The organism is Brevibacterium siliguriense (genome assembly GCF_900105315.1).
GTDB classification, from domain to species: Bacteria; Actinomycetota; Actinomycetes; order Actinomycetales; family Brevibacteriaceae; genus Brevibacterium; species Brevibacterium siliguriense.
Map to the genome: position 1 here is coordinate 1,414,719 of NZ_LT629766.1, position 24,693 is coordinate 1,439,411.

Below are 24,693 nucleotides of genomic sequence, written 5' to 3' on the forward strand. Positions count from 1 at the left end.
ATGGGGGCGCGGACAAGCAGGATTCTGTTTTCCTTCCGCACTCTCACAGTTGCAGCTCCTGGCCGACGCTGCGGGCATACCCCTCTTTGACGAGGTCGAGGTGGGTCCACGAATCGAGGGAAGCGACCTCGGCCAGGCTGCGCAGTGACTCGACGGCGGCGAGCACTTCGCCGGAGACATGGCCGTGGACGGTGGCGATGAAGTCGAAGCTGCCGTGGGTGCGAGCGGCGAAGTCGATGGCCGGTGTGGCCAGGATGAGCTCTCGGATTGCGTCGAGGTCACCACGGGCCGAGATCCCCAGACCGATGGAGAACCGGCTGCGTGAGATTCCGCCGGGTCGGATCGCCGAGATGCGGATGACACCTGCGTCGAGGAGCTTCGCCACCCGCTCTCTGACCGACGAGGGAGACAGATGGACCTCCTCGGACAGAGTCTTGAAGCTCGTGCGACCATCGCGCTGGAGCATCGCGATGATGGCGATGTCGATTGGATCCGGAGAGACGTCCTTGCGCGCGTTTGAGACGAAGAAGCCTTTGAGCACCTCGACATAAGTGGTCAAACGGATCGAGCGAACACCGGGGATCGCGCGCACGGCGGCGAGCATCTCGTCGAGTTCTCCGAGATCGCCGTGTCGGAACTCGACGACGATCGGGCGCATGCCGCTGACCAGTGAGACCAGCACAGCGTCGGAGTAGTCGGCGATCCGGTGTGCGATCGATGCCGCTGCCCCCTCGACGTCGAGCATCGCATGGACGAGCACCTCGTGGCCGGCGAATCCGGGATCCACCGCCGCCACGACTTTGACACCCTCTTCGTCGATGAGGCGACGCACCCGCTGTGAGGCGAGATCACGTGAGATTCCGAGCATGCGGGCAAGATCGAGGATGCTTGCGCGACCGTCGGACTGCAGCGCTCGCACGAGAGCAGCATCGAGGTCACCGAAGTCCCGCTGAGCATCAGCGCCCTCCGGAGTCGTCATCGGCAGGAATCTCCCTCGGTCGTCCGCGGCGGCTCGGAACAATTCCGAAACCATGATTCGGTCGATTCTATCTCGCAGAAATTCGGTTGCGGTCCGTCTTGAACAGAGGAAATGAGCGAAATGTCGAATTCCATCGTCAGAAGCGCGGGCAAATGGACCCCTGGGTCGGTCGCATCCCTGTCGAACATATGCAAAAGCACCTATATTCGGCGAAGGCACACAACATGCCTGCGAATCACATTCGAGCAAGGGAGCTCCGCATGCCTTCCACGCACCCGGGCCAGGCCAAGACACATCGCAAAGCATTGAAATCGGGCTTCGCGGCCGCCGTCGGCACCACCGTCGAATGGTACGACTTCTACGTCTACGCCACCGCCGCGGCCATCGTCTTCCCCCAGGTGTTCTTCCCCGAGGTCGACAGATCGCTGGGAACTCTCGCCTCCTTCGGCACCTACGCCGTGGCCTTCTTCATGCGTCCTCTGGGCGGAATCATCTTCGGCCACGTCGGCGACCGTCTCGGTCGCAAGCCCGCGCTGACGATCACCCTGCTCATCATGGGTGTGGCCACTGTCCTCGTCGGCTGTCTGCCCGACTACGCCACAGCCGGCATGCTCGGCCCCGTCCTCCTCATCGTTCTCCGGATGTTCCAGGGGCTGGCCGTGGGAGGCGAGTGGGGCGGAGCGAGCCTCATGTCGGTCGAATCCGCGCCCGAGAAGTGGAAGACCTTCTACGGCGGGTTCACCCAACTGGGAAATCCGCTCGGCGCCCTGCTGTCCTCAGCGGCCTTCTGGGCCCTGGCCGCGGCCGGTGACGATGTGCTCATGACCTGGGGATGGAGGATCCCATTCCTGTTCTCCGTCATCCTCATCGGCGTCGGCATCTGGGTGCGACTGCGCATCGAGGAGACACCGGTATTCGAGCAGGAAGCCACGCGAGAGAAGGATTCGACACCGATCCTCTACGCGCTCAAGTTCAATTGGCTGCCCATCCTCATGGGGATGGGAATCATCGCCATGTCCTCGGGCGGCTACGTCATCGCCACGACCTTCATCCAGAACTATGCCACCGGCCCAGATGTCGCCATCGGAGCCGACACCGTCCTGGCGGCCATGACCGTTGCCTCCTTCGTCGAGGCGGTCGTCACCCTGCCGTTGGCGGCGCTCGGCGACAAGTGGGGAGGCAAGATGCTCATGTACCTCGGCATCGGATTGTCCTTCGCCACCATGATCCCGCTCATCCTCTCCATCGAGGCAGGAGACGTCGCCGTGATGTTCGTCCTCGTCTCCGTCATCCGACTGACGCTCTCGGGTGCCTGGGCTCCGCTCTCGGCCCTCATGGCCCACATGTTCCGCCCGCAGGCCCGCTACACCTCGATGTCTCTGTCCTACGGTCTCGGCGCTGCCATCTGGGGCGGACTCTCGCCGGCGATCGCCAGCGGCCTCATGGCCTGGACGGGCAGCATCTGGTCGGTCGTCGCCTTCTTCGGACTGCTCTCGGTCGTCGCCTGGCTCGGCACGGCCTTCGCCCCACAGCACCGGGATGCCGTCGACGCGGCAGCACCGACCACCGATTCGACCCACCAACCCCTAGGAGATCACTGATGCGCAGACTAGCCACCTTCGACGACCGCGATTCGCAGCCGACGATCGTCACCGCCGATCACATCCACACCGTCGATGACGCGAATCCGGGCGCAGAGGCGATGTTCATCGCCGGGGGAATGATCAGGGCCATCGGCTCCCGTGCCGAGGTGGAGGCGGCCGCATCCGGGACCGACCCTGTGCGCATCGACCGGCCCGGGGCCACGATCGTGCCCGGCTTCGTCGACGCCCACGCCCACCCGCTGATGTACGGGCAGATGCTCACCTGGATCGACGTCTCCCCGGAGAAGGCAGGCACGATCCCGGAGATCGTCGAACTCATGCGCGAGGGCGCGAAGAGGTTGCCCGCAGGAACACCCATCCGCGGGTACGGCTACGAGCAGCGCAACCTCGCTGAGCGGAGACACCCGCGCAAGGAGGAGCTCGACGAGATCGCCACTGACCGCGAAGTCTACATCATGAACTCTTCCGGACACGGGGGAGTGGTCAACTCCTTCACCTTCGAGAAGTTCGGCATCACGAAGGAGACGCCGAATCCCGAAGGCGGAGAATTCTTCCGCGACGCCGACGGTAAGCTCACCGGCGAACTCTCCGATGCCGCCTGCAATGTCCTCACCGGACTCCACGGAGTCAAGATCGGCCATCACGGACCGAACTTCCACCTCGGCGACGAGGCGGCCGAGCACCAGCACCAGCTCGACCTCGTCCAGCGAGAATTCCTGGCGGGCGGCGTCACCGCCCTCGGCGATGCGCAGGTGTCGAAGCGCGAATTCGCCGCCTACCTGACGATGGTCGACCGGGGAGCGCTGGACATGCGGGTGTCTATGTACTTCCTCTCCCACCTCCTCGACCAGGTCATCGACCTCGGCCTGACCGGTCCCTTCGGCAATGCCTTCCTCTCTGCGGCTGGGATCAAACTCTATGCTGACGGCACCCTGGGCGGCTGGACCGCCTACTTCCCCGAAGGCTATGTGGGCGATCCCTGCCGCACCGGCCAGCTCTACCACGACCCGAGGGAATACACCGAACTGCTCTCCCGAGCCCATGCGAATGGACTGCAGACGGCCACGCATGCTCAGTCCCCGACCGCCATCGCCATGGTCGTCGACGCCGTTGAAAAGGCCCTGGAAGAGCGGCCGGATGCCGATGCCCGTCACCGGATCGAGCACTGCGGACTGCCGACCGAGGCAGACATCGCGCGGATGGCGGAGCTCGGCATCCGGCCGGTCAACCAGACACAGCACTACTTCAACTGGGGCGAAGGCGTCGAACAGGCCATCGGCACCCCGGGAGAGCGGTTCAACCCTCTCGGCGAATTCCTCGCCGCGGGTGTCCCCTCCACCATCTCCTCCGATGCCCCCGTCGCCGAACCGCGACCGCTCGAAGCGATCCAGGCTGCGGTGACCCGGGTGACGCGGCGCGGCGCCAAGCTCGGACCCGACAGCCTGCGGATCACCGCCGCCGAGGCGCTGAAAGCCCACACCCTGGAAGGAGCGACTTCGCTGGGTCGAGACAACGAGTTCGGCTCGCTGAGTGTCGGCAAACGTGCGGACTTCGTCGTCCTCGACGCCGACCCACTGGCTGTCGACCCGGCAGAGATCGCCGGCATCAGGGTCCGTGAGACCTGGGTCGACGGCATCAGCCGTCACTTCGCCGAAGGCCCCACCTCCAGTGATCATCATCGTCCGATGGAAGAGGTCTGAGCCATGCACGAACAGCTGACGAAGACGGAGAAGCGCAGAACCACAGGGTGGGTGGTCATGGAGGCGCTGCGCTCCTTTGGTGTCGACACGGTCTTCGGGATCCCCGGAACCCACAACCTCGAGTTCTACCGTCCGCTCGAGGCGCTGGGAATCCGTGCCGTCACGGCCCGACACGAACAGGGCGCCGGATATGCCGCAGACGGGTGGTCGCTGCAGACAGGGCTGCCGGGAGTCGTGCTCACCACCAGCGGGCCCGGGCTGCTCAACGCACTCTCGGCGGCCGGGACCGCCTTCTGCGAGTCCCGGCCCATGATCATCCTCGCCCCGGGCCCGGCCAGGGGTGCGGAGTTCGCCGACGCGGGCACCCTGCATGAGACGAAGGACCAGCTCGCGGCCGCCTCGGCGATCGTCGAATGGGGACGCCGGGTGAGCACCGCCGCCGAGGCGGTGACCGCCGTCCACGACGCCTTCGCGCTCTTCTCCTCCTCGCGGCCGCGCCCGGTCTACATCGAGATCCCGCTCGACCTGCTCGTCGAGGTCACCGACCTCGACGAGCACCTCGTCACGGCCCGCACCGCCGACCCCGTGCCCCTGCCGCCGGAGCAGAGCATCGCCGAGGCGGCGAAACTCCTGAGCGCCGCCCACAGGCCGGTGATCCTCGCCGGCGGCGGTGCACGCGGTGCCGCGGGCCCGATCCGGAAGCTTGCCGAACAGTTGGCTGCCCCCGTGGTCACGAGCCTCAACGGCAAGGGCGTCCTCGATGAGCATCACCCGCTGTCGCTGGGGTCGAACCTGCGGCTGAACAGCGTCCGCGAGCATGCCAGGAACGCGGACGTGCTGCTCGTCATCGGAGCGAAGCTCGGCGATGCCGAACTCTGGGTCGATCGTCTCGATGCGCAGGGCACAGTCATCCGGATCGATATCCTCGACACGCAGATCGACAAGAACCAGACTGCCGATCTCGGTCTCGTCGGTGATGCTAATGCGGTAGTCACCGCGATCGTCGAGTCAATCGGAGCGGCACCAACACTCGTAGAATCTCCGAATTCTGACGTCGAGGAATTGGTAGTTGAGCTGCTGGCGGCGGCACAGAACGAATGTGCAGAACTCTCACCGGTCAATACCGCAATCTCTGCCGATATCGCCTCCGCATTGCCCGCCGACGCGATCGTCGCCACCGATTCCTCGCAGATCGCCTATGGAGGACTGTTGAATACGCTCAAGGTCGTGAGGGCAAATTCGACGCCGTACATGGGCACCTTCGCAACACTGGGCTATGGGCTGCCAGCAGCTTTGGGTGCGCGCATCGGTGCCCCACACCGTCCGAGCTTCGTCGTCATCGGCGACGGTGCGCTGATGTTCTCCGTGCAGGAATTCATCACCGTCGTCGAACAGGACGAAGATGTCACCGTCATCGTTCTGGACAATGGCGGCTATGGAGAGATCCGAGCCAATGAAGCCGATATCAGCATCGCGCCCATCGGAGTCGACCTCGTCCAACCGGACTGGCCAGCCCTCGCGCAGGCGTTCGGAGGCAACGGCAGACATGTGAACTCGACCGTCGAATTAGCCGCCGCCGTTGACACTGCTCTCTCCATGGGTGGACTCCAACTCATCCACCTCGACCCCACCGAATACACGTCTGAGGAGAACAAATGACAGATCACCCGATCGCAGTTTTCACCGACGTCGACGACACCGACATCAGACCTGCTATCACGATGCTTGAGAATGCTGGTTTCGAAACTCGAGTGCTTCGAACACGCGACTCTCACAAGATCATCGCGGGGCCGAAGGGGCGCAGGCGCTTCTGCCGGGCTACTCGCCGATCACTCGAGAAGTCATCGAGGCGCTGCCTGAGCTGAGAATCATCTCTCTTATGTCCATGGGGACGGACAGTGTCGACATTGAAGCTGCGAGTGAACACGGAATCTGGGTGACGAACGTCCCCGGAGCCGCCACCGAGGAAGTCGCCACCCATGCTCTGACGACCGTGCTCGCCCACCTGCGCCGCCTTCCCTTCTACACCGCCTCGGCGAACCCCACCGACTGGAACGCACGGTCGGCGCTCGCCCCCCGGCGAGTGAGCGAGCTGACTCTGGGCATCATCGGTCTCGGCCGCATCGGACGGGAGCTCGCGCGACAGTCCTCGGCGCTGTTCGGATCCGTCATCGGCTCCGATCCGTACCTGCCAGACACCGAGGAAGTTCGCGCCGATCTCGACGCACTGGGTGTGCGACGAGTCGACCTCGACGAAGTGCGCGTGAGCGCCGATGTGCTCTCGCTGCATCTGCCGCTGACCGACGACACGGAGAACATGGTCGACGCGGAGTTCCTCGCCAGAATGGCCGAGGGATCGCTGATCGTCAACGTCTCCCGCGGAGGCGTCATCGATCACGCTGACTTAGCGAGCGCACTCGACTCCGGCCGACTCGCAGGGGCCTGCCTCGACGTCCTCGACGTGGAACCGCCGACTCCGGACCACCCGCTGCTGGGGCGAGATGAAGTCCTGCTCACTCCGCACATCGCCTACTACTCCGATCGCACCGCGGTCGAGTACGTGCGCATCCAGGCGCAGAATGCCATCACCCTGTTCGAGACCGGACGCCCGGATTCGCCCGTGAACACTCCTGCAGACCGACCCGAAGGCACGCATGACCTCTCCTGATGACTCGACCCCGTTTCCCGAAGACGCCCTCCCCGGCGACGCCAAGACGACCGCCAGGGAATGGATCGACGCCCACCTCGATGAGCTGGCCGAGTGGCACACCCACATCTGGGAGCTTGCCGAACCGGCCTGGCGCGAATACCGGTCCCAAGCCTGGTATGTGAAGAGGCTGCGCGAATCCGGCTTCATCGTCGAGGACGGCTCGGCCGGGATGCCCACCGCGTTCTGCGCCGAGTGGTCCAATGGCGAGGGGCCGACGCTGCTGACCTACGCCGAATACGATGCAGTGCCCGGAAACAGTCAGGCCGCGACGACGCATGAGCAGCCGCGAGCCGGACTCAGCCGCTTCGCCCCAGGACACACCGACCCGCACTCGGCGCTGGGGCTCTCGACCCTCGCCGGCCTGTTGGCCACGAAGCATGCGATGGAGGTGCACAACCTCGGCGGGCGGCTGAAGTACACGGGTGAGCCGGCGGAGAAGATGCACGGCTCGAAGGTCGTCCACGGACTGCGCGGCTACTACGACGATGCGGACGCGATCGTGTCCTTCCATCCCTTCTACATGCTGCCGCTTTGCAACACCGCCCGTTGGGACACCCACTGCGGTGCCTACTATTCCAAGGTGTACAGCTTCGTCTGCGACCACCCGGAGACCTGGCAGCTCTCGAGCGCCGACCCGAACTCGCCGATCCCCGCCTCGCACTCCGCCGCCCGGGCACCGGGAGCCAATGTGGCGCTGTCGCAGATGTACACGTCCAGTCGGATGATGCTCGACTCGATGCTGCCGGCCACCGGCGGGTGGAGCTTCTCCGACGCCATCCTCACCGAGGGGCAGGCCACCGCCGACAACCTGCCGCAGCGGGTGGCCAGGCTGCAGTATTCATGGCGAACCCCCGATGTCGAGATGGCCGAGCACGTCCTCGCCGTCCTCGACCGCAATGCCGCGGCCGCCGCCTCCATCGCCCACTGCGAGGTCGAAGAACGATGGGTGGCCCGAAGCCGGCCCGGCCGGGCGAACCATGTGCTCGCCGAGGTGCTCTATTCCAACCTTGAACAGATCGGACCGCCCGAATACGGGCCGGAGGCCGTGGAGACGGGGCAGGCGATACAGACCGCTCTCGGAGTCGAGCCGATGGAGAAGCCGTTCCTGGCCGCCACCGAAGAGCTCATCGAACCGCAGGAAGCCGAACGCATCCTGCGTGAGCAGATGCCGGCGTGGCAGAGGAACTGGACCAGCGACGACTACGTCGAGATGTCGCATTACGCTCCGCTGGTGCGCTTCTACATCGCCCGGCCGACACTTGCTCCCAGCGGCGATGGTCGCCCGTATCCGCCGTGGGCGATGAACGCCCTCGGCGGTATCCCCTCGACGATCACACCGACGATCGAGACTGCCGGAAAGACGATTGCGGGAACGTTCCTCGACCTGCTGCAGCGGCCCAAGCTGCTGTCCGACGCGAAATCGGAATTCGACCGGCGGGTCGGGGCCGAGCCGATGCCGCCCCTGCTGCCCGACGACTTCGCGGCACCTGTTGACCTGCCCTGGCCTGACTACAGATGGAACGGCTCTCAGTGACGGTAGTGCCGTTGGACTCGCCGGTCATCTGTAGGCAGCGGCGTTGTTGATGTCCGGTCACTGAGGAAGGCTTCAGTTCTCTCTTCGGTGCCCGGAGTGTGGCCATTGTGTGTTGGCACAAAAGAAATGCACAATAGAATGCATGTGCGAATATGACGGCGCGGTGCAGGACAGCGAGTACCAGCCTCCGGCGTGGATGATCCGCTACCGAAACTTCAAAACTCTGTGTTCCTATGTCTGTGGTGAGTTCATCCGCTTCTATCTCACCACCGGCTGCGATCAGATCAGCTACACGCATTCTCAGATCACCGAGGGTCTGCCGAACTACTCGTGCCGCCTGACCTCCGTCGACGAGGCGGTTCTGCTGCTGCCTCTCGACGACTGGGTCGGGCGGATGGACGAGGTGCGTCCCCTGGTGCGGGCGTGGCTGGGGGAGCATTCGGACCTCAAGGGGTGTCGGCCGGAGAAGTCGCACTATCAGGGCGACCGCTTTTGGTTCACCCGCTGGCAGGAGGCCAACCCGTGGTGACAGACGGAACCGGTAGAATCCGAGCATGCGCAAACGTGTGATCGTGTTCGTCGTGGCGGCCTTGGCGGTGCTCGGGCTCATCGCCAGCATGCTGGGCAGCGTGCCTGCCTGAGTCGCTTCCCGATGTAGGCAGGGCTGACGAGAAGCGACTCGAGTGTCGCTTCGGGGCCGATGCGGATCCGTGCGCCGGTTCCTAACGTGGAGAGTGTCAACGACGGCGAGGACATGCGATTGTCCTCATGAAACAGGACACCCACCATGCCTCATCAACAGAACTCTGCGGACGAGCGGTTCTCTTCCACGTCGACCCGACTCGGCCCCACCAGACAGCGGCACCGGCTCGGCCTGCCTCTCATCGCAATTGCGGGGCCCGCGTGTCTGGCAGCACCGCAAGCGGTGCTCCATGATCTCCGGCACCATAGCGTGGGCGCTGAAGACGTTGTTCCGGCGTCTACGGCACGGTGAGCAAGGCTGAGCGATCTGACTGAAACGGCTGAGTGAGCGCGCCTCCATGTATCTCCTGTGGTCACGCGTTCGCGCCGGTTCGTTCAGGGACTCGGTTGGCCGCCATTGACGTTGAGGGTCTCACCGATGACGTAGCTCGACTCCGACGAGGTGAGGAAGACGTAGGCGGGAGCCAGCTCCGTCGGCTGCCCCGCCCTTCCGAGCGGAGTGTTCTTCCCGAAGTGCGGCAGGGCGTCCTTCGGCTGGCCGTCGGAGACCTGCAACGGAGTCCAGATCGGTCCCGGGGCCACAGAGTTCACTCGGATTCCCCTCGGTGCGAGTTGAGTGGCCAGTCCCTTGGTGAAATTGTTGATTGCCGCTTTCGTCGACGCATAGTCGATGAGGCGGGCGGAAGGCGAATATGCCTGTACGGAGGTGCTGTTGACGATCGTCGACCCGGGCTCGAGATGCTCGAGCGCGGACTGGGAGACCCTGAACATCGCGTGGATGTTCGTCCGGAAAGTGTCTTCCCACTGCTCATCCGTGAGGTCGGCGATGTCTTCGACGGCGATCTGCCGCCCGGCGTTGTTGACCAAGGCGTCTAGTCCGCCCAGCTCTTCGGCCGCCTGGCGGACGACCTCCCGGCAGTAGTCAGGATCGGACAGGTCTCCGGGCAGAGGTACGGCCTTGCGACCGGCACGGCGGATGACCTCGCAGACGTGTTGGGCGTCCTCCTCCTCGGCGGGCAGATACGCCAGGGCGACATCGGCACCCTCTCGGGCGAAGGCGATCGCGACGGCGGATCCGATTCCCGAGTCCGAGCCGGTGATGAGCGCCCTGCGCCCGCGGAGCCTGCCTGTGCCGGTGTAGCTGTCCTCACCGCGATCTGTGCCGGGAATGAGATCGGCGTCGAGTCCCGGTTCCGGCTGGTCCTGCTTCGGAGGTGTGATGTCAGGATATCGAGTGGCGGGGTCCTGGAAGGTCAGTTGGTCGATCATCGTCTTCTTCCTTGCACATAGGAGGCACCTGGGCGGCAATCAGGCCGGTCTCAGGAATTCTGTTTCGTCTTCCGCTTGCTCTCTTTCTCCAGTGCATCGACAAGTTCCTTCTTCGTCATCGTCGACCTTCCAGAGATGTTCAGCGATTTCGCCTGCGCGTAGAGGTGCTCCTTCGACGCGTTCGCATCGACTCCGCCGGCCGTTGCGCGATTGGTGTTCTTCCCGCCTGAGCTCTGCGCGTCCGAGGGTCCAGGCGAATCTTTCGCCACCCATCTGTCGCCGACCTTCTCGAAACTGTGTTTGAGGGCGTCGTAGGCGACCTGATGAGCTCGCTTCTCATCCCCGTAGTGGTCGAAGGCCGAGTCGTAGGCCTTTGCGAAGGTTCGTTGGGCTTTCTGGCTCGACTTCTCCAAGGTCGAGGGCAGTTCGCCGTCCTTCGGCTTTCCCGTCTTCGTCGTCTTCGGCATGGTGTGAACAGCTCCTATCGTGTCAGCGTCGTCAGCTGCATTGGGGTCGGCTTGTGTTCAGGTCGGAGGACGGCCACTCTCGTCGCCGCCTCAGCCGGTGCGCTTCTTCGTCCGCTCTGTCTTCTCGAGCGTCTGACGCAGCAAGAGGTAGGCCTTCGGAGTCTTCGACGTCGGCTCGAGGAAGTAGGACTTCTCGAGCATGATGGGGTCGATTTCGTCGCTGGGCACGAATTGGAGGACGTCGATGTCGTCGTAGTCGACGGTCTGACCGCATTCCTCGCAGCGATGCTGATTGCGGATCCGCCCTCCGTCCTTCACCTGGACCTGGTGCATCCTGACGTCGTGGTTCTCCGTGGCCGAGTACAGCTTCACGGGCACATTCACGAGGCCGAAGGCGATGGATCCGGTCCAGATAGCTCTCATGCCCCCATTGAAACGCAGGATTCGGGCACTGGCTACCCCCATCGACGAGCTCAGAGCGTCTGGCCCCGGGCTTCAGTCGGACTCTCGGGCTCTGCGTGCTGAGGCGACGTCGTCGACGATGACGACGATGTGGCGCAAGCTCGTGATGAGGGAGCCGTAGAGCGGCCAGGTGGTCTTCGGGAGCGTCTGATCCTGTGAGATATCGGCTGAGAGCTGCTCGAGCCTGTCGAAGACCGGTTCGACCTCACTGTCGGGATCGGCGATGGCCCGTCCGGCATCGGCCACGATCGATGCCCACTCCTCACGGAACTGCGTGTTCCATTCCGTTTCCGACGACGATGCCTCTCGGAGAGTACGGGCAAGGTTCCGCAGGTGTGAGATGCCTTCGTCGACTCTGAGCAAGATGCTCTCATAGCCTTCCTCCTCGTCGTGCGGGGCACTTTCCGGTGCGGCAGGTCGGCCGTGAGAGCTGCCGATACGCATGGCTGTGCGGGGGTTGATGCGTCTGCTCTCGCGGGCGAATCGCACGGTCTGCCACGCCGACTCAAGCTCTCGGCTCATGGCCTCCGTGCGCTCGAACCATTCCTGTGCGGAATCAGAGTCCCATGTGTGGGAGAACTGATTCGACATGTCGGTGAGCACTTCGCCCATCTGCCGGTTGACGCTGTCGATATAGCGGGCCGCTTGTCGATCCCGCAGCGGTGGGATCATGAGGAGGTTGACGGCGAGGCCGAAGGCCACCCCGAGGGCGAGTTCGAGGAGTCGATCGACGAGCAGCGGCTGCTGAGAATCGAATCCGGAGCCGAGGATGAAGATCGCGGTCGTCGCAATCGCCACACCTTCGTCACGGATCCACGAGAGGCGGGCACCGGCCAGACCGACGAACATCGCCAGAGCGAAAGTCCAGATACCGACACCGAGGTAGTTGCCGATGAGGAAGGACACGCCAACTCCGATCGTCGACGCGATCGTCGTCTGCACTCCTCGAGAGAACGACCTGTAGACGGTGGCGTGGACTGTCAGCAAAGCAGTCCACGGAGCGAGGAAGGGCATCTGGCTCTCGAGCACGGCGTCGGAGAACCACCATGCGCCCGTGGCCGCGATCACTCCCTTGGCGATCTGCAGCAGGTCGGTGGCGAACTCCGGTTGCCGGAGGTATTCCGCCACTGAGCGTTGGTGGGGCATCGTCGGCTCCTTTGGATCGATGTTCCGCTGAGACGCATTCAACTCAGGAAAGCAGTCTAGGGGTCGTCGCCCTCCTGCGGGAGCGGTCCCGGATGGGTGTGCAGACTCTCCCTGCGAGGGCACTCCGATTCGGAGGCGATAGAGTGAGCGGATGTCTCCTTTGAGAGTTTCTCCTGCCAGTCACATCAGCCGTCGAATCGTGCCCTGGGCGGTCGCCGGACTGGCCAGTGCCGTGCCGGCGACCATCGCAGCTTCGATGGTCATCGACCTGATCCAGAAACGGGGACGCAAAACGCGCACCGCTCCGCGTCCGGGAACCTTCAGCTCAACGGTCGAAGAGTCAGAGCTCAACATCTACACCGATGGTTCCACCCTGTACGAGGCCATGATCGATGCGATCGATTCGGCGCGTGATTCGATCCTCATGGAGACATTCATCTGGAAGAACGACGAGGTGGGCCAGAGGTTCATCGACGCATTCAATGCGGCGGCGGATCGCGGAGTGGAGATCCACCTCATCTACGACGGGTTTGCGAACCTCACGATCCCGTCGTCCTTCTACCAGCAGCTGTCGGAACTTATCCATGTCCTGCGCCTGCCGACAGTGGCGCGGCAGTTCTGGCGGGGGCCCCTGCGCCATTCGGGATTCAACCATTCGAAGATCCTCGTCATCGACGATGATGTGGCCTTCGTCGGCGGATTCAACATCGGCTCCCTCTATGCCCGTCACTGGCGCGATACCCATCTGCGCTCGGTCGGTCCGGGAGCATGGGGGCTGCGACAGACGATCGCGCAGGTGTGGAATGAGTTCCACGACACCGACGAACAGATCGCCTGGGTCCCGCCCGAAGTGTGGGAGTCGAAGCTGCGAGTCGCTGCCAACCTGCCCATCCACCTCGTCTACCCGATCCGGAGCATGTACCTCAACGCCTTCGCTCGCGCACAGAAGCGAATCTGGCTGACGACTCCCTACTTCATCCCTGACCAACAGCTTCTGCAGGCGCTGATCGAGGCGGCTGACAGGGGAGTCGATGTGCGGGTGATGGTTCCGCAGGAATCCAATCACATCCTCGGGGACTGGCTCTCCCGGGGATTCTTCGAACAGATGATCAACTCGAAGGTCACGGTCCTGCTCTACACCGCGAGCATGATCCATTCGAAGGTCGCCACCGTCGACGGTGATTGGTCGACGGTGGGCACGGCGAATATCGACCGACTGTCGTTGACATTCAACTACGAGACCAATGTCGAAGTCATCGACAGCGCCTTCGCCGCTGAGATGGAGAAGGTGTTCGGCAGAGATTCCGTGCACTGTGTGGAGCTCGGCACGGATTGGCTCGACCGGCATCAGCTGGTCAAGCTCGCCGAACGGGCGCTCGTGCCAATGCGCCCCTGGCTGTGAGGAACGCCGCTCCCCACCCGGCCTGAAGAGCCAGCCGGCCGGAAGAGAGCCAAGACCGCGCAGACGCGGCGGAGCGCTTCCGCACCTCTGTCGCAGACCTGTTCTGCCCAGTACCGTGAGAGAAGATGCGTGGGCAGAGGCACGAACACTGTGCAGGAGGAGGTGCCCAATGGCACGCCGCGAGCAGAAGGTGACGGTCGAGCGCCATCGGCTGACATTGAGCAATCTGGACAAGGTCCTCTACCCGGAGACCGGCACGACCAAGGGCGAGATCCTCGACTATTGTGCCAAGATCGCCCCGCACCTCATCCGCCATTCCCGGGACCGGATCGCTACACGCAAACGCTGGGTCGACGGAGTCGGCACTCCCGATGACCCCGGGGATGTGTTCTTCGAGAAGAACCTGCCCGAATCCGCTCCGTCGTGGATCCGAACACGCGCGATCCGACATTCCACCGGCACCAAACGATATCCCCTGGTCAACGATCTTGCGACGCTGACGTATCTCACGCAGATGGCCGCGCTCGAGATCCATGTCCCCCAGTGGACGGTGAGTGCGGGGGCGAAGGATCCCGGCACGATCGATTCCGAGAGCAGGTACCCTGACCGGATGGTCTTCGACCTCGACCCGGGCCCAGGACGCGATTTGGCCGACTGCATCGATGTGGCTCAGCTCGTCCGCGAACTGCTCGAGGGCATGGGACTCGACGCATACCCGGTGACCAGCGGGTCCAAAGGCATCCACCTCTATGCACCGCTGGACGGGTCGGCAAGCTCGCAGGAGGTCTCCGGTGTCGCCCATGAACTCGCCCGCAGCCTCGAAGCCGATCACCGGAAGCTCATCGTCTCAGCGATGAAGAAGACGCTGCGGGAGAACAAGGTGCTCATCGATTGGTCGCAGAACTCGGCGTCCAAGACCACCGTGGCTCCGTATTCCCTGCGCGGACGCTTCACCCCGACTGTCGCCGCTCCCCGCAGTTGGGACGAATTCGACGACCCGGCAACCGTCGAGCAGGTGCGCTTCGAGGAGGTCCTCGACCGGATCGACGATGTGGGCGACCTCCTCGAAACCCTCGTCGAGGCGGTCGGAGGAATCGCCTCGGCGCCGGAGTCCGAAGCGGATCCGGAGTCCCACGCGAACTCGAAGTCAGAAGAGACCCCGGAAGCCGAGCGCGACCGGTTGGAAATCTACCGGTCCAAACGGGATCCGAAGCGCACGAGCGAACCCGTCCCAGCGAAACAGGGAACGAGCGGAGACGAACTGAGTTTCGTCATCCAAGAACACCACGCGAGGAGCCTCCACTGGGACTTCCGACTCGAACACGATGGGGTATTGGTTTCCTGGGCGCTGCCGAAGGGACCGCCGACCGACCCGGGGAAGAACCACCTGGCGGTCCAGACCGAGGACCACCCCCTCGAATACGGCAGCTTCGAAGGCACGATCCCGAAGGGGGAGTACGGTGCCGGCGACGTCGAGATCTGGGACTCGGGAACCTGCGACATCGAGAAGTGGAACGAAGGCAGGGAAGTCATCGCGGTCCTCTATGGACGTGACGACGGCGGCCTCGGGGGAGTGCAGCGGTTCGCGCTGTTCAACACCGGGAGCCACGGCCCGAACAAGGATCCCGAGAAGAACTGGATGATCCATCTCATGGAGGACGAGCCGAAGAAGGCGGCCCCCTCCGCCGGTCGCAAGCGGGCGGCCCTGCCTGCGGATCTGTCTCCGATGCTCGCGAGCGTCGGAGACATCGACTCCGTCCGGCGGGAGGCAGAGGACTGGGCGTTCGAGATGAAGTGGGACGGCATCCGTGCCCTGGCAAGGGTGCAGCCGGGCGACGCGGACCGCAGCAGCGTCGAGCTGACCAGCCGCAACGGTCGAGACATGACGAACACCTACCCGGAGCTTCGCGAACTGGCCGAGTGTGTTGATGTCGACTGCATCCTCGACGGGGAGATCGTCGCCCTCGGGCGGGGCAGCCGACCGGACTTCGGGGGCCTCCAGCGCAGAATGGGGTTGAGCCGGGACAGCGATGTCGAACGGGAGCAGCGACGCACACCCGTCTACCTCATGCTCTTCGACGTCCTCCACGCGGACGGAACCTCGCTGCTGCGCGCCCCCTATACGCAACGGCGCGAACGTCTGTTCGACCTCGTGACCGAGAGCGAGCACATCCAAATTCCCGACACGTTCGAGGGAAGCGTCGACGCCGCCTTCGAGTCCAGCCGGAAGCTCCGACTCGAAGGAGTGATGGCAAAACGGACCGACAGCGTCTACCTCCCCGGAAAACGCACCCGCACCTGGGCCAAGCTCAAGCACGCCTCGACGCGCGATGTCATCATCGTCGGCTGGCGCACCGGAGAAGGCGAACGCGCTGACAGCTTTGCCTCACTGCTGGTCGCCGCCCACGACGACGGACTCCACTACCTGGGCCGCGTGGGTACCGGGTTCGACGGCGAGGCATTGCAGAGTCTGCGGGCCCGACTCGATCGCCGGTCACGGAAGACGCCGGCGCTCACGGTGCCTGCCGCCGAATCGCGAGATGCCCACTGGGTGCGCCCCGACCTCGTCGGGGAGGTCCGGTTCTCGGGCCTGACCGAGGCCGGTCGCCTGCGGCACCCTGTATGGCGCGGCCTGCGCTCCGACATCGACGCGGAGGATGTGCGGGTCTGAACACCATGCAGTCCTCTCAGACCGAACGGAACGTTCCCGCATCGGCCGCAGCCCAGTCTCGGCTCCAGGACTGGGGAGGCTGTGCCAGCAGCTCTCCCGGCTCGAGCCAATCGTAGAGTTCGGCGTATGAAAGGTGTTCGTTGCGGCCGGTATTGCGATGGAGCTGCTGTGGGGACAGCTCGGAAGGATCGCTGACGCCCATGGACGCCATGATCTCCACGGCCTGCTGCACGGTTGCCTCCTGATAATTCCGCACCCGCTCACTCTTGTCATCCACATGCAGGGCCCTCTGCCGCTTGGGGTCCTGGGTGGTGACACCGACCGGGCACTTCCCGGTATGGCAGATCTGAGCCTGAATGCAGCCGACTGCCATCATCATGGCGCGGGCTGAGTTCGTATAGTCTGCTCCCTGGATGAGTCGTTTGACGATGTCATTGCCCGCAGCGACCTTACCGCTGGCGCCGATGCGGATCCGATCTCGCAGGTCTGTTCCCACCAGCGCATTATGGACGGTGAGCAGGCCGTCGGTGAGAGGAGTGCCCACATGATCCTCGTATTCCAACGGAGCAGCACCCGTGCCGCCTTCGGAACCGTCGACGATGATGAAGTCGGGTGCGGTACCGACTTCGAGCATTGCCTTGCAGATAGCGAGCACATCCGTGCGGGATCCTACGCAGAGTTTGAACCCCGTGGGTTTGCCGCCTGAGAGCTCGCGCATCCGGGCGATGAACTCGATGAGTTCGACCGGGGTGCTGAAGACGCTGTGGGCGGCTGGGCTCACGCATTTCTCTCCTTGCGGGACGCCTCGAGTCCGGGCGATCTCAGCATTGACCTTGGCAGCGGGCAGGACGCCTCCGATACCGGGCTTCGCGCCCTGACTCAGTTTGAGCGAGACGCATCTGACCTGGTCGCGGGAGCTCTGGTCGGCGAACTGGGCGGGGTCGAAGTCGCCGATATCGGTCCTGGCACCGAAATAGCCCGCCCCGATCTCCCAGACGAGGTCACCTCCGTTTTCGAGGTGGTAGTCGGAGATCCCGCCCTCACCGGTGTCATGGGCGAAGCCGCCGAGGTCGGCGCCGCGGTTGAGCGCCCTGACGGCATTCGGCGACAAAGAGCCGAAACTCATGGCTGAGACGTTGAGCAGAGCCATGTCGTACGGCTTCGCACAATCGGGTCCGCCCACCTGCACGCGAGGCGGCCGTTCCGGAACTGCGACAGGTGCGGTGGAGTGGATGAGGAACTCATAGCCGAGGGAGTTGACGTCCCGTTCGGTACCGAAAGCCAACTCTCCGTGGATTCCCTTCGCCCGTTCGTAGACGAGGGAGCGGATGTCCCGGTCGAATGGCCGTCCGTCCCAGTTGCGTTCGATGAAGTACTGCTGGAGTTCGGGTCGGAGGGTCTCCAACAGGAATCGCAGATGACCGACGACCGGGTAGTTGCGCAGAATCGAGTGTTTGCGCTGCAGCAGGTCGTACACGGCCACACCGACGATGACGAGCACCACCGCAGCGAGGACCCACCACGCCCACGGTCCTGCCGAGGCGGCCCAAGCCGCCGCAACGAGCGCGATGAGTGTCGACGTGATCATCAGGAACCGTCCCATGAGTCCTCCTCAGACTGGAATCCGAGCCGAGACTGAGCCGCCCCGCTCGTACATTCCATCGTGGACCTCCGACCGGTGCTTGGGAAGCGGCGGCGACGTGAGGGGAAAGTCTGTGTGTCTGCCGTCACCATCGACAGTCGGGCGGATCAGTCCGTGGGCCGCTGCAGGCGGATCGCCCGTTCCTCGGCGTTGTGCCCTGGAGTGAGGTCCCCCAGCTGAGACAGACGCAGAGCTGTGAAGCCGCCCGCGACCTCGACCGAATCGACACGCCCAGTGAGGCAGACGTGATCGCCTCCGTCGTCAAGCATCGCGATGCGTTCGACAAGGAGGCGGTTGGGCAGGTCCGCAAGCAGCGGGACCCCATCCTCGGTGAGGGCGAAGTCAAGACCGGCGAACTTGTCCGTGTCCGATCCGGAGAGCGACCCGAAATGACGGGCCAACTCGCGGTCGGCAGTGGTGAGGAAATGGACGGCGAAATGATCCGAACGCAGTGCCACCCGGTAGGTGTGGTTGGCCTTCGACAGCCAGAAGCAGTAGTGCTCAGGATCGATGCTCGCCTGCGAATGGAATCCGACCAAGCATCCGGCCTGTTCGCCCTCCGCCGAGGTGGTGACGACGATGAGCGGGGAATCGACCGATCCCATGAGGTCGTCGAGCCCGGGGGCACTCATGATCGTCCCTCGTCAGCCGTCTTCGATTCGTAGCGGAGGAAGAGGGTGTCATCGGCGACCATCGTCGATTTCAGAGAGAACTGTGCGATGTCGGCTCCCGGAGGCGCAACGCTGACGGGCAGCGGATCACCGCCCATCATCGGTGAGATCGACAGGCACAGTTCGTCGAGTCGATCGGCGGCGACGAGCTCACCGAGCCAGCGCGGTCCGCCTTCGCAGAGGACGACCTGGTAACCGAAACCGGCAAGGGCCTGAAGAGCCTTCGCCGGTTCGACCCGGTCGTCACCGGCGATGACGACCGTGGCCGCCTGTTCGGCGGCTGCCAGCCGTTTCGGATCGGCCCGGGCGCACGTGATGACGATGGTGCGCGCGTGCTCGGGTGCCGCGGCGAAGACCTGTGAGGACCAGTCGAGGTCGAGGCTGCGACTGACGACCGCCACCGGCGGCATCTCGGACTGTCCCCGTGCTTGTCGCTGGGCTCGGGCGGACTCGCTCAGCCGCATCGGAGCGTAGCCTTCGCTGCGGATGGTCTGAGCGCCCACCATGACGACATCGGCGATCTGCCGCATCCGTCGGAAGAGGTCCTGATCGGGTTCTGTCGACAGGGCGCCGACGCGCCCGTGGATGGCGGCGGTTCCGTCGAGGCCGGCGACCATGTGACCGGTGACCCAGCATTCGTGCCGCGGCTGGGAGCGATTGACCTCGAGATAGGGTGTCAGCGGGTCCGGGATAGGGGTGCCGCGTTCGAGAGGCTCCATCCAGGCAGTCTACTCAGCCCGTCCAGGCGTCGTCGGTGAAGTAGCCGTCGATGAATCCGGGCAGGCGCTGTCCGTCTTTCGCGGTCGCCAGTGTGTAGGGGGCGACGTGGAAGCCGGCTTTGTCGAGTTCGCGCATCTTGTTCGTCGGCAGGTTCTTGCTTGGTCCTACCCATTCGATGCCGGCGTCCTTGATCTCGGCCGGTGATTCCTTCGGCATGGTCGAACCCATGAGGTAGAGCGAGGTGTATCCGCGGTCGGCGATCGTCTTCGCAGCGTCGAAGTCGAAGGACTGGACGACGAGGGAATCCTTCAATCCTCGTTCGTCGAATTCGTCGAGGACCCGATTGACCTCCTCGGGGGTGGCTCTGGGTTTGATCTCGGGCACGAGGACGACTTCGCCTCCCATTTCGTCGAGGAGTTCGTCGAGGGTGACGGTGGCGGCTTCTTCTCCGCCGGCCGGGTGCTTGATCGTGGCGGAGTCCCATTCCTCGCGGCTGAGGTCCCGGATGGGTCCGGTCGCGCCGTTGAGGGTGCGATCGGCAGTGTCGTCGTGGATGAGGACGGGGGTGCCGTCTGCGAGGAACTGGATGTCCATTTCGGGGAGGAATCCGTCCTTCGCCGAGGCGGTGAATCCTTCCATGGATTCTTCCGGATAGACAGCGGCGCCGCCTCGGTGGGAGATCGTGGTCGGGAATTCGAGGTCGGCGACCTTGTCGGGGGCGGTGTAGTCGCTGGGGGAGTCGAGTTCCGGTGTGTCTCCGGCGGAGCCGAGGCCGGTGGCTGCTGCGGGGGCGAGGCCGGCGCCGAAGGCGGCCGAGGCAGTGAGGACTGCAGCGGCGAGAATCGTGTACGGGCGGGTGTGTGTGGATGTTTCTCTCTGTGTATTCACGTTCGCGACGCTACGAAGCGCAGGTGATCGTGTGGCGAAGCCGCCGTGAACGTCATCGGCCGAGTGGGCGAACGGGTGGGAAATGAACGGCCCCGTGAGTTCGATTCCGCAAAGGTCCCTCGTGAAATGCACATCACCTTTCGGTTGTGGTGTGTCGGCGGTCGGCTGCTCCGCGGTCGGCCTATATTTCTGTAGTGAACAGCATCCCCGAAACATCCCCAAGACAGTCCCATCCCCACCGATTCCCTCATCGCGGTCGCCTGCCCGAAGGCAGCTACTTCACTCTGACGTGGACCATCGGCTACGACTACGGCGGCATGACCACGGTTGCGCTGGAACGGAGCTCCGCCTTCGCTCGGCTCGACAATCGGCGCGTTGAGATTCTGACTCTGAGCCCGGAGATGAAAGGCCTGGATCGAGAACGCGAGCTTCGGGCCGCGGGGTCGATCGACCGTAAGGTGAAAGTCCGCAATCTCTGGCAGGACCTCACCTCCTGGTCTGACCGAAAGCTGCGCAGGATGGTCGGCACGGTCGATCCCGATCCGACAGCAGCCGATGATGTCATCAAGCGGACCGGTCAGGAATGGACTGAACAGAGGAACGATTCCGAGGACAGTCTGCTCCAGGCCGACAGATACCACGATCGAGGGCATCTGCTTGTCATTGATCGCCAGGACATGAAGAAGCCCGGTCGCCGAGGCGGTCGTCGGATCACACTGTTCGACCGCGAACAGACTGTCATCGCACAATGGTCAACGGCGCGGGAGTTCTATCAGGCGTGGCTCGACGTCGTCATCGGAGACAAGCCCTCCTACCTCATCTGCGACTCTGCCTTCGTCGGCAATTTCATTCATGAGTACCGGCGCGACAACGTCATTCTCTGCATGGTCAATCACAATCACTTTCTTGCTGATGCCAATGATGCGCCCACCGGTGCGTTGGCTGAAGACAAGTTCGGCTACCTCCGTCAACTGGACGGGTTCGATCTGGCGACGACGCTCACCGATTCGCAGCGAGTCGCCATGGAAGGACTGGACCTATCGAGCGGAAAGCTTGCGACTGTGTCGAATCTGACGGACGATCTGCATGGAGATCCGGACCGCCCGCGGCCTCGCAGCAGAGGTTCCATGGTTGCTCGTCTGTCACCGCAGAAACGAGTGGAGGACGCAATCGCCGCCGTTGCAAGCGTTGTGGACGATGGTCAGCAGCTGACGCTTGACGTGTACGGGGACGGCGACGACCGGCCGATGCTCAGCGAGCTCATCGAGAGCGGGAACGCAGCCGGCCGAGTCACGCTCCACGGCCACGTGGATGGAGCGAAGTCGAACTTCCTCTCCAGCTCATTCAGCCTCCTGACTAGCCGCTTCGAAGGTCAAGGGCTCGTGGTGTTGGAAAGCATGTCAGCGGGGTGCATCCCCATCTGCTACGCGGTGGACTATGGACCCGCAGACATCATCGAGCACGGGATCGATGGATTCCTCGTCGCACCCGGCGACGTCGACGGACTGGCCGCCGCGATCTCGACCTTCCTGTCTCTGCCCGAGGACGAGGTCTCGAGGATGCGCCGAAACGCCGTCGCCCGGGCCGCTGACTTCTTCCACGATCCCATCGTCGGACGGTGGGGAGAGGTGCTGGCCGCTCGGTCGTTTGTTCCGATCATCCGTGCCGAGAACGCGCGGGCAGAGGTTCGAACTGCCGAAGTGACTGCCGATGGAGTCTCTGTCACTTTGAGCGTCTCTGATCTCGGAGGAAGCTCGCCCGAGCAGATGTTCATCTCGTGGAAGTCGCGAACTGGGACCTTCTATGGGCGAGTCGAAGCCCACGGCAGCAAGGAGCTGGTCACGGCCGATATTCCGCTCTCTCGGATTGAACCCATCACAGACGAGTATGTCGACTTCTCCCTCGACCTCGTCTTCGGGCGAGGGTTCGAAAGAGTGCGCTTAGCCTGCAGCGAGGACTCAGCTCTTTCATCGTCGGCTGCGCTGCATCTCTATTCGACCAAGCACGGAAATCTCAGCGGTCGCTTCATCCGAACCGGACTCACATCCACTTCTTGACTCGGAAGACGACGTAGAGCACAACACCTAGTCCGAACATGAGCCCCAGCGCTATCGGGTAGCCGAACGCCCAATGGAGTTCGGGCATATCGTCGAAGTTCATTCCGTAGATCGCTCCGACGAGGGTGGGGGGCGAAGAGGATCGCGGCCCATCCGGAGATCTTCTTCATGTCCTCGTTCTGTCTTTGGGCGACCAGCGTGGAATTGACGTTGAGGACCTGCGACAGGGCATCGCGCAGTTCTTCTTTCGCGTCGATATAGACTGCTGATTTCAGAACGACGAAGAGGACATCGTCGTAGCGTTCGACCTTTGCCCAATGATTCGCATGAAAGAGGTCGTCGATGAGGACCGGATGGAGATCCCAAGCAGAGGCGATCTCGGTGAGGAGCTCGCGAGTCGAGCGCGGAATGACCACTTGAGTGATCGACCCGGTCGTTCCTGTCGGTGTGCCCTCCGAAGTGTGCACGGCCAATGCGTCGCTGAACGTCGACGCGGTCGTCAGCTCCTGGGGTTCGCTGTTGATGATCTGCCGGCTGAACAGCGTGGCCTCCCGAGCGACGTTGTCGTGGGGCGTGGCCTCCCGAGCGACGTTGTCGTGGGGCGTGGTCGAAGGACGCTTCCGCATAGACGACCGTTCGAACCGCTGCCGACTTTCAGGTGACATGTGCTCTCTTTCGCAGGATCTCACCCAAAACCAGCCGATTGTCCCAGGTCGAGTCGATTGCCGATCGGAAAGTGGTTCACCTGGAACGGAGGTCGAGTTCAGGTCGGACACAGATAGGCATGCACAATAGTTTTCATGACCTTCCTACCGGCAGAATTGCCGAATACCGCAGTCCGTGGTGCCGCATTTGCCCAATCAGCGGTAAAACTCGCAGCGTTGAGACTGCGTGAGCGTGTTCGCGAGTCCCGACTTCCTGACGAGTTTCACCCTCAGGATGATGACGCATTCGTTGCGGCAGCGTACTTTGCCGGGGACCTCAGCTCTGTCTACCAGCTCGAACAGTGGCTGTGGCCGTTCGAACAGCTCGAGACCCGACTGAAAGACCTCGGCTTCGGGGATCGTCCCTTCGGCATCATCGTCCGGAATTCACTCGTCGCCAGACATCTCAAAGGCGTCACCTCGTTTCCTGTCCGCTTCTCACGCCTGACGAAGGGACTGGACGAGTTCATGCAGGCACCGAGCCTGCGGGCAGTGTTCTATGTCAATCAGGGGACAAGCAACTTTCAGGCCCTCCGCTATCCCGAACCGGCTCATGTGCACCTCAGCCACGGTGAGAGCGAGAAGATCTCGATGATCTCCAATCAACTCAAGGGCTACGACTATGTATTCACCGCCGGTCAGGCGGCCCGAGAGCGTATCGAGCAGACTCTGTACGGCATGAGCGATGATCGCATGTTCGATGTGGGTCGGCCCCAGCTGGATCGTCCGCGATCGATCCCGCCTGAATGGAAAGAGTTCGAAGCCGAACACCCTGACGGCAAGGCGGTCTTCTACGCCCCGACATGGGAGGGTGATTCCCCGTCGATGGCGTACGGCACCATCGCCTACAACGGAACAGAGATCGTCACTTCGCTGCTGGAAGCCGGATACCGAGTGATCTTCCGCCCGCACCCGCGCACCGGGGTGATGTGCCACGAATTTGAGAAGGCTGTCGAAGACGTGGCGGAGATCGTCGAATCCGATCCGCGGGGATTCCTCGACAAGAGTCCAGACGTGTCGTGGCAATTGGACGAGGCCGACCTCGCCGTGGTCGAGATGACGTCGGTCGCCTTCGACTGGCTTGCTTCTGGAAAACCCCTCGTGATGGTCAAGCCGCACGGACCAGACGCCGAAGTGCTCGAAGGAGGACTCCTCGATCGTTGTCCTGCCGTCGACTCGATGAGCGGGGAAAGTGTCGTCGACCTCATTGGCGAAGCCATCTCGCGACGCGGCTTGGTCTCTGAACTGGCGCAGTTCTACTTAGGTGATACCGCGGTTGGTGAGCAGACCGCTCGCTTCATTCAGTCGAGCGAACGGGTGATCAGGATTCGGACGGACGAACGTCGCGTGAAGCGTGCTGAGTGA

General features: G+C 63.5%; 18 protein-coding genes and 2 pseudogenes. 10 read left to right on the forward strand and 10 right to left on the reverse strand.

The window, feature by feature from the left end; all coding sequences use genetic code 11:
• Positions 1–43: 43 nt before the first annotated feature.
• Positions 44–1,033 carry an Lrp/AsnC family transcriptional regulator gene (locus tag BLU88_RS06195; protein ID WP_231939638.1) on the reverse strand — a complete coding sequence of 330 codons (990 nt, stop codon included), beginning with the start codon at positions 1,031–1,033 and terminating at the stop codon, positions 44–46.
• Positions 1,034–1,239: 206 nt separating this feature from the next.
• Between BLU88_RS06195 and BLU88_RS06200 the strand changes: the two genes are divergently transcribed.
• The 6 genes from BLU88_RS06200 (at position 1,240) to BLU88_RS06225 (ending at position 9,056) form a co-directional block, all read left to right on the forward strand.
• The gene (locus BLU88_RS06200) at positions 1,240–2,580 is read left to right on the forward strand and encodes an MFS transporter (protein ID WP_092011333.1); all 1,341 of its coding nucleotides are present in this window, start codon (positions 1,240–1,242) and stop codon (positions 2,578–2,580) included.
• The gene (locus BLU88_RS06205) at positions 2,580–4,283 is read left to right on the forward strand and encodes an amidohydrolase (RefSeq protein ID WP_092011336.1); all 1,704 of its coding nucleotides are present in this window, start codon (positions 2,580–2,582) and stop codon (positions 4,281–4,283) included. Before BLU88_RS06200 ends, BLU88_RS06205 begins: the two co-directional genes overlap by 1 nt.
• A gap of 3 nt (positions 4,284–4,286) precedes the next feature.
• Positions 4,287–5,942, forward strand: coding sequence for a thiamine pyrophosphate-binding protein (locus BLU88_RS06210; protein ID WP_092011339.1), 1,656 nt, complete (start codon positions 4,287–4,289; stop codon positions 5,940–5,942).
• Between the two features lie 169 nt (positions 5,943–6,111).
• Positions 6,112–6,951: a C-terminal binding protein gene (locus BLU88_RS06215; RefSeq protein WP_231939715.1), complete on the forward strand. Its 840-nt coding sequence runs from the start codon at positions 6,112–6,114 to the stop codon at positions 6,949–6,951.
• Complete coding sequence (locus BLU88_RS06220) at positions 6,938–8,527, forward strand: zinc-binding metallopeptidase family protein (protein WP_092011342.1); 1,590 nt, start codon at positions 6,938–6,940, stop codon at positions 8,525–8,527. The genes BLU88_RS06215 and BLU88_RS06220 overlap by 14 nt, the downstream gene beginning before the upstream one ends.
• A 142-nt stretch (positions 8,528–8,669) precedes the next feature.
• Positions 8,670–9,056, forward strand: a complete 387-nt coding sequence (locus BLU88_RS06225; protein WP_092011345.1) for a hypothetical protein — start codon at positions 8,670–8,672, stop codon at positions 9,054–9,056.
• A 548-nt stretch (positions 9,057–9,604) separates the two neighbouring features.
• Here the strand turns inward: BLU88_RS06225 and BLU88_RS06230 are convergent.
• The 4 genes and pseudogenes from BLU88_RS06230 to BLU88_RS06245 form a co-directional block, all read right to left on the reverse strand.
• Complete coding sequence (locus tag BLU88_RS06230) at positions 9,605–10,498, reverse strand: SDR family oxidoreductase (RefSeq protein WP_092011348.1); 894 nt, start codon at positions 10,496–10,498, stop codon at positions 9,605–9,607.
• A gap of 50 nt (positions 10,499–10,548) precedes the next feature.
• Complete coding sequence (locus BLU88_RS06235) at positions 10,549–10,965, reverse strand: ChaB family protein (protein ID WP_092011351.1); 417 nt, start codon at positions 10,963–10,965, stop codon at positions 10,549–10,551.
• A 111-nt stretch (positions 10,966–11,076) separates the two neighbouring features.
• Positions 11,077–11,388, reverse strand: a pseudogene (locus BLU88_RS06240) (Ku protein); the annotation flags it as partial.
• 72 nt (positions 11,389–11,460) lie between these two features.
• Positions 11,461–12,573: an FUSC family protein gene (locus tag BLU88_RS06245; protein ID WP_092011354.1), complete on the reverse strand. Its 1,113-nt coding sequence runs from the start codon at positions 12,571–12,573 to the stop codon at positions 11,461–11,463.
• Positions 12,574–12,724: 151 nt separating this feature from the next.
• On the opposite strand from BLU88_RS06245, the gene BLU88_RS06250 reads away from it, so the two are divergent.
• Both BLU88_RS06250 and BLU88_RS06255 read left to right on the forward strand, forming a co-directional pair.
• Positions 12,725–13,975: a phospholipase D-like domain-containing protein gene (locus BLU88_RS06250; RefSeq protein ID WP_092011357.1), complete on the forward strand. Its 1,251-nt coding sequence runs from the start codon at positions 12,725–12,727 to the stop codon at positions 13,973–13,975.
• A gap of 169 nt (positions 13,976–14,144) precedes the next feature.
• Entirely contained in the window at positions 14,145–16,646 is a 2,502-nt protein-coding gene (locus BLU88_RS06255) for an ATP-dependent DNA ligase (RefSeq protein WP_092011360.1), read from the forward strand.
• Between the two features lie 16 nt (positions 16,647–16,662).
• On the opposite strand, the gene BLU88_RS06260 is transcribed toward BLU88_RS06255, so the two are convergent.
• The 4 genes from BLU88_RS06260 to BLU88_RS06275 form a co-directional block, all read right to left on the reverse strand.
• The gene (locus BLU88_RS06260; RefSeq protein ID WP_092011363.1) at positions 16,663–18,249 is read right to left on the reverse strand and encodes an FMN-binding glutamate synthase family protein; all 1,587 of its coding nucleotides are present in this window, start codon (positions 18,247–18,249) and stop codon (positions 16,663–16,665) included.
• A gap of 146 nt (positions 18,250–18,395) precedes the next feature.
• Positions 18,396–18,920 (reverse strand): flavin reductase family protein, encoded by a 525-nt coding sequence (locus tag BLU88_RS06265; protein ID WP_092011366.1) that lies wholly within the window; start codon positions 18,918–18,920, stop codon positions 18,396–18,398.
• The gene (locus tag BLU88_RS06270; protein WP_092011369.1) at positions 18,917–19,678 is read right to left on the reverse strand and encodes a pyrimidine reductase family protein; all 762 of its coding nucleotides are present in this window, start codon (positions 19,676–19,678) and stop codon (positions 18,917–18,919) included. Before BLU88_RS06270 ends, BLU88_RS06265 begins: the two co-directional genes overlap by 4 nt.
• Positions 19,679–19,691: 13 nt before the next feature.
• Positions 19,692–20,567 carry a glycerophosphodiester phosphodiesterase gene (locus tag BLU88_RS06275; protein WP_092017235.1) on the reverse strand — a complete coding sequence of 292 codons (876 nt, stop codon included), beginning with the start codon at positions 20,565–20,567 and terminating at the stop codon, positions 19,692–19,694.
• Between the two features lie 194 nt (positions 20,568–20,761).
• Here BLU88_RS06275 and BLU88_RS06280 point away from each other — a divergent pair, with 194 nt between their 5' ends.
• On the forward strand, positions 20,762–22,624 hold the full coding sequence (locus BLU88_RS06280; RefSeq protein ID WP_157688994.1) for a glycosyltransferase: 1,863 nt from the start codon (positions 20,762–20,764) through the stop codon (positions 22,622–22,624).
• Here the strand turns inward: BLU88_RS06280 and BLU88_RS18570 are convergent.
• Positions 22,608–22,869: pseudogene (locus BLU88_RS18570) on the reverse strand (CorA family divalent cation transporter); the annotation flags it as partial. The gene BLU88_RS06280 and the pseudogene BLU88_RS18570 overlap by 17 nt on opposite strands.
• A gap of 555 nt (positions 22,870–23,424) precedes the next feature.
• Here BLU88_RS18570 and BLU88_RS06290 point away from each other — a divergent pair.
• The gene (locus BLU88_RS06290; RefSeq protein ID WP_092011375.1) at positions 23,425–24,693 is read left to right on the forward strand and encodes a CDP-glycerol glycerophosphotransferase family protein; all 1,269 of its coding nucleotides are present in this window, start codon (positions 23,425–23,427) and stop codon (positions 24,691–24,693) included.

What these genes read in the sequence shown, in the direction of transcription:
- BLU88_RS06195 (WP_231939638.1), bottom strand. Translation starts at nt 1,033, where the DNA reads ATGGTTTCGGAATTGTTCCGAGCCGCCGCGGACGACCGAGGGAGATTC.
- BLU88_RS06200 (WP_092011333.1), top strand. Translation starts at nt 1,240, where the DNA reads ATGCCTTCCACGCACCCGGGCCAGGCCAAGACACATCGCAAAGCATTG.
- BLU88_RS06205 (WP_092011336.1), top strand. Translation starts at nt 2,580, where the DNA reads ATGCGCAGACTAGCCACCTTCGACGACCGCGATTCGCAGCCGACGATC.
- BLU88_RS06210 (WP_092011339.1), top strand. Translation starts at nt 4,287, where the DNA reads ATGCACGAACAGCTGACGAAGACGGAGAAGCGCAGAACCACAGGGTGG.
- BLU88_RS06220 (WP_092011342.1), top strand. Translation starts at nt 6,938, where the DNA reads ATGACCTCTCCTGATGACTCGACCCCGTTTCCCGAAGACGCCCTCCCC.
- BLU88_RS06225 (WP_092011345.1), top strand. Translation starts at nt 8,670, where the DNA reads ATGTGCGAATATGACGGCGCGGTGCAGGACAGCGAGTACCAGCCTCCG.
- BLU88_RS06230 (WP_092011348.1), bottom strand. Translation starts at nt 10,498, where the DNA reads ATGATCGACCAACTGACCTTCCAGGACCCCGCCACTCGATATCCTGAC.
- BLU88_RS06235 (WP_092011351.1), bottom strand. Translation starts at nt 10,965, where the DNA reads ATGCCGAAGACGACGAAGACGGGAAAGCCGAAGGACGGCGAACTGCCC.
- BLU88_RS06245 (WP_092011354.1), bottom strand. Translation starts at nt 12,573, where the DNA reads ATGCCCCACCAACGCTCAGTGGCGGAATACCTCCGGCAACCGGAGTTC.
- BLU88_RS06250 (WP_092011357.1), top strand. Translation starts at nt 12,725, where the DNA reads ATGTCTCCTTTGAGAGTTTCTCCTGCCAGTCACATCAGCCGTCGAATC.
- BLU88_RS06255 (WP_092011360.1), top strand. Translation starts at nt 14,145, where the DNA reads ATGGCACGCCGCGAGCAGAAGGTGACGGTCGAGCGCCATCGGCTGACA.
- BLU88_RS06260 (WP_092011363.1), bottom strand. Translation starts at nt 18,249, where the DNA reads ATGGGACGGTTCCTGATGATCACGTCGACACTCATCGCGCTCGTTGCG.
- BLU88_RS06265 (WP_092011366.1), bottom strand. Translation starts at nt 18,920, where the DNA reads ATGAGTGCCCCCGGGCTCGACGACCTCATGGGATCGGTCGATTCCCCG.
- BLU88_RS06270 (WP_092011369.1), bottom strand. Translation starts at nt 19,678, where the DNA reads ATGGAGCCTCTCGAACGCGGCACCCCTATCCCGGACCCGCTGACACCC.
- BLU88_RS06290 (WP_092011375.1), top strand. Translation starts at nt 23,425, where the DNA reads ATGACCTTCCTACCGGCAGAATTGCCGAATACCGCAGTCCGTGGTGCC.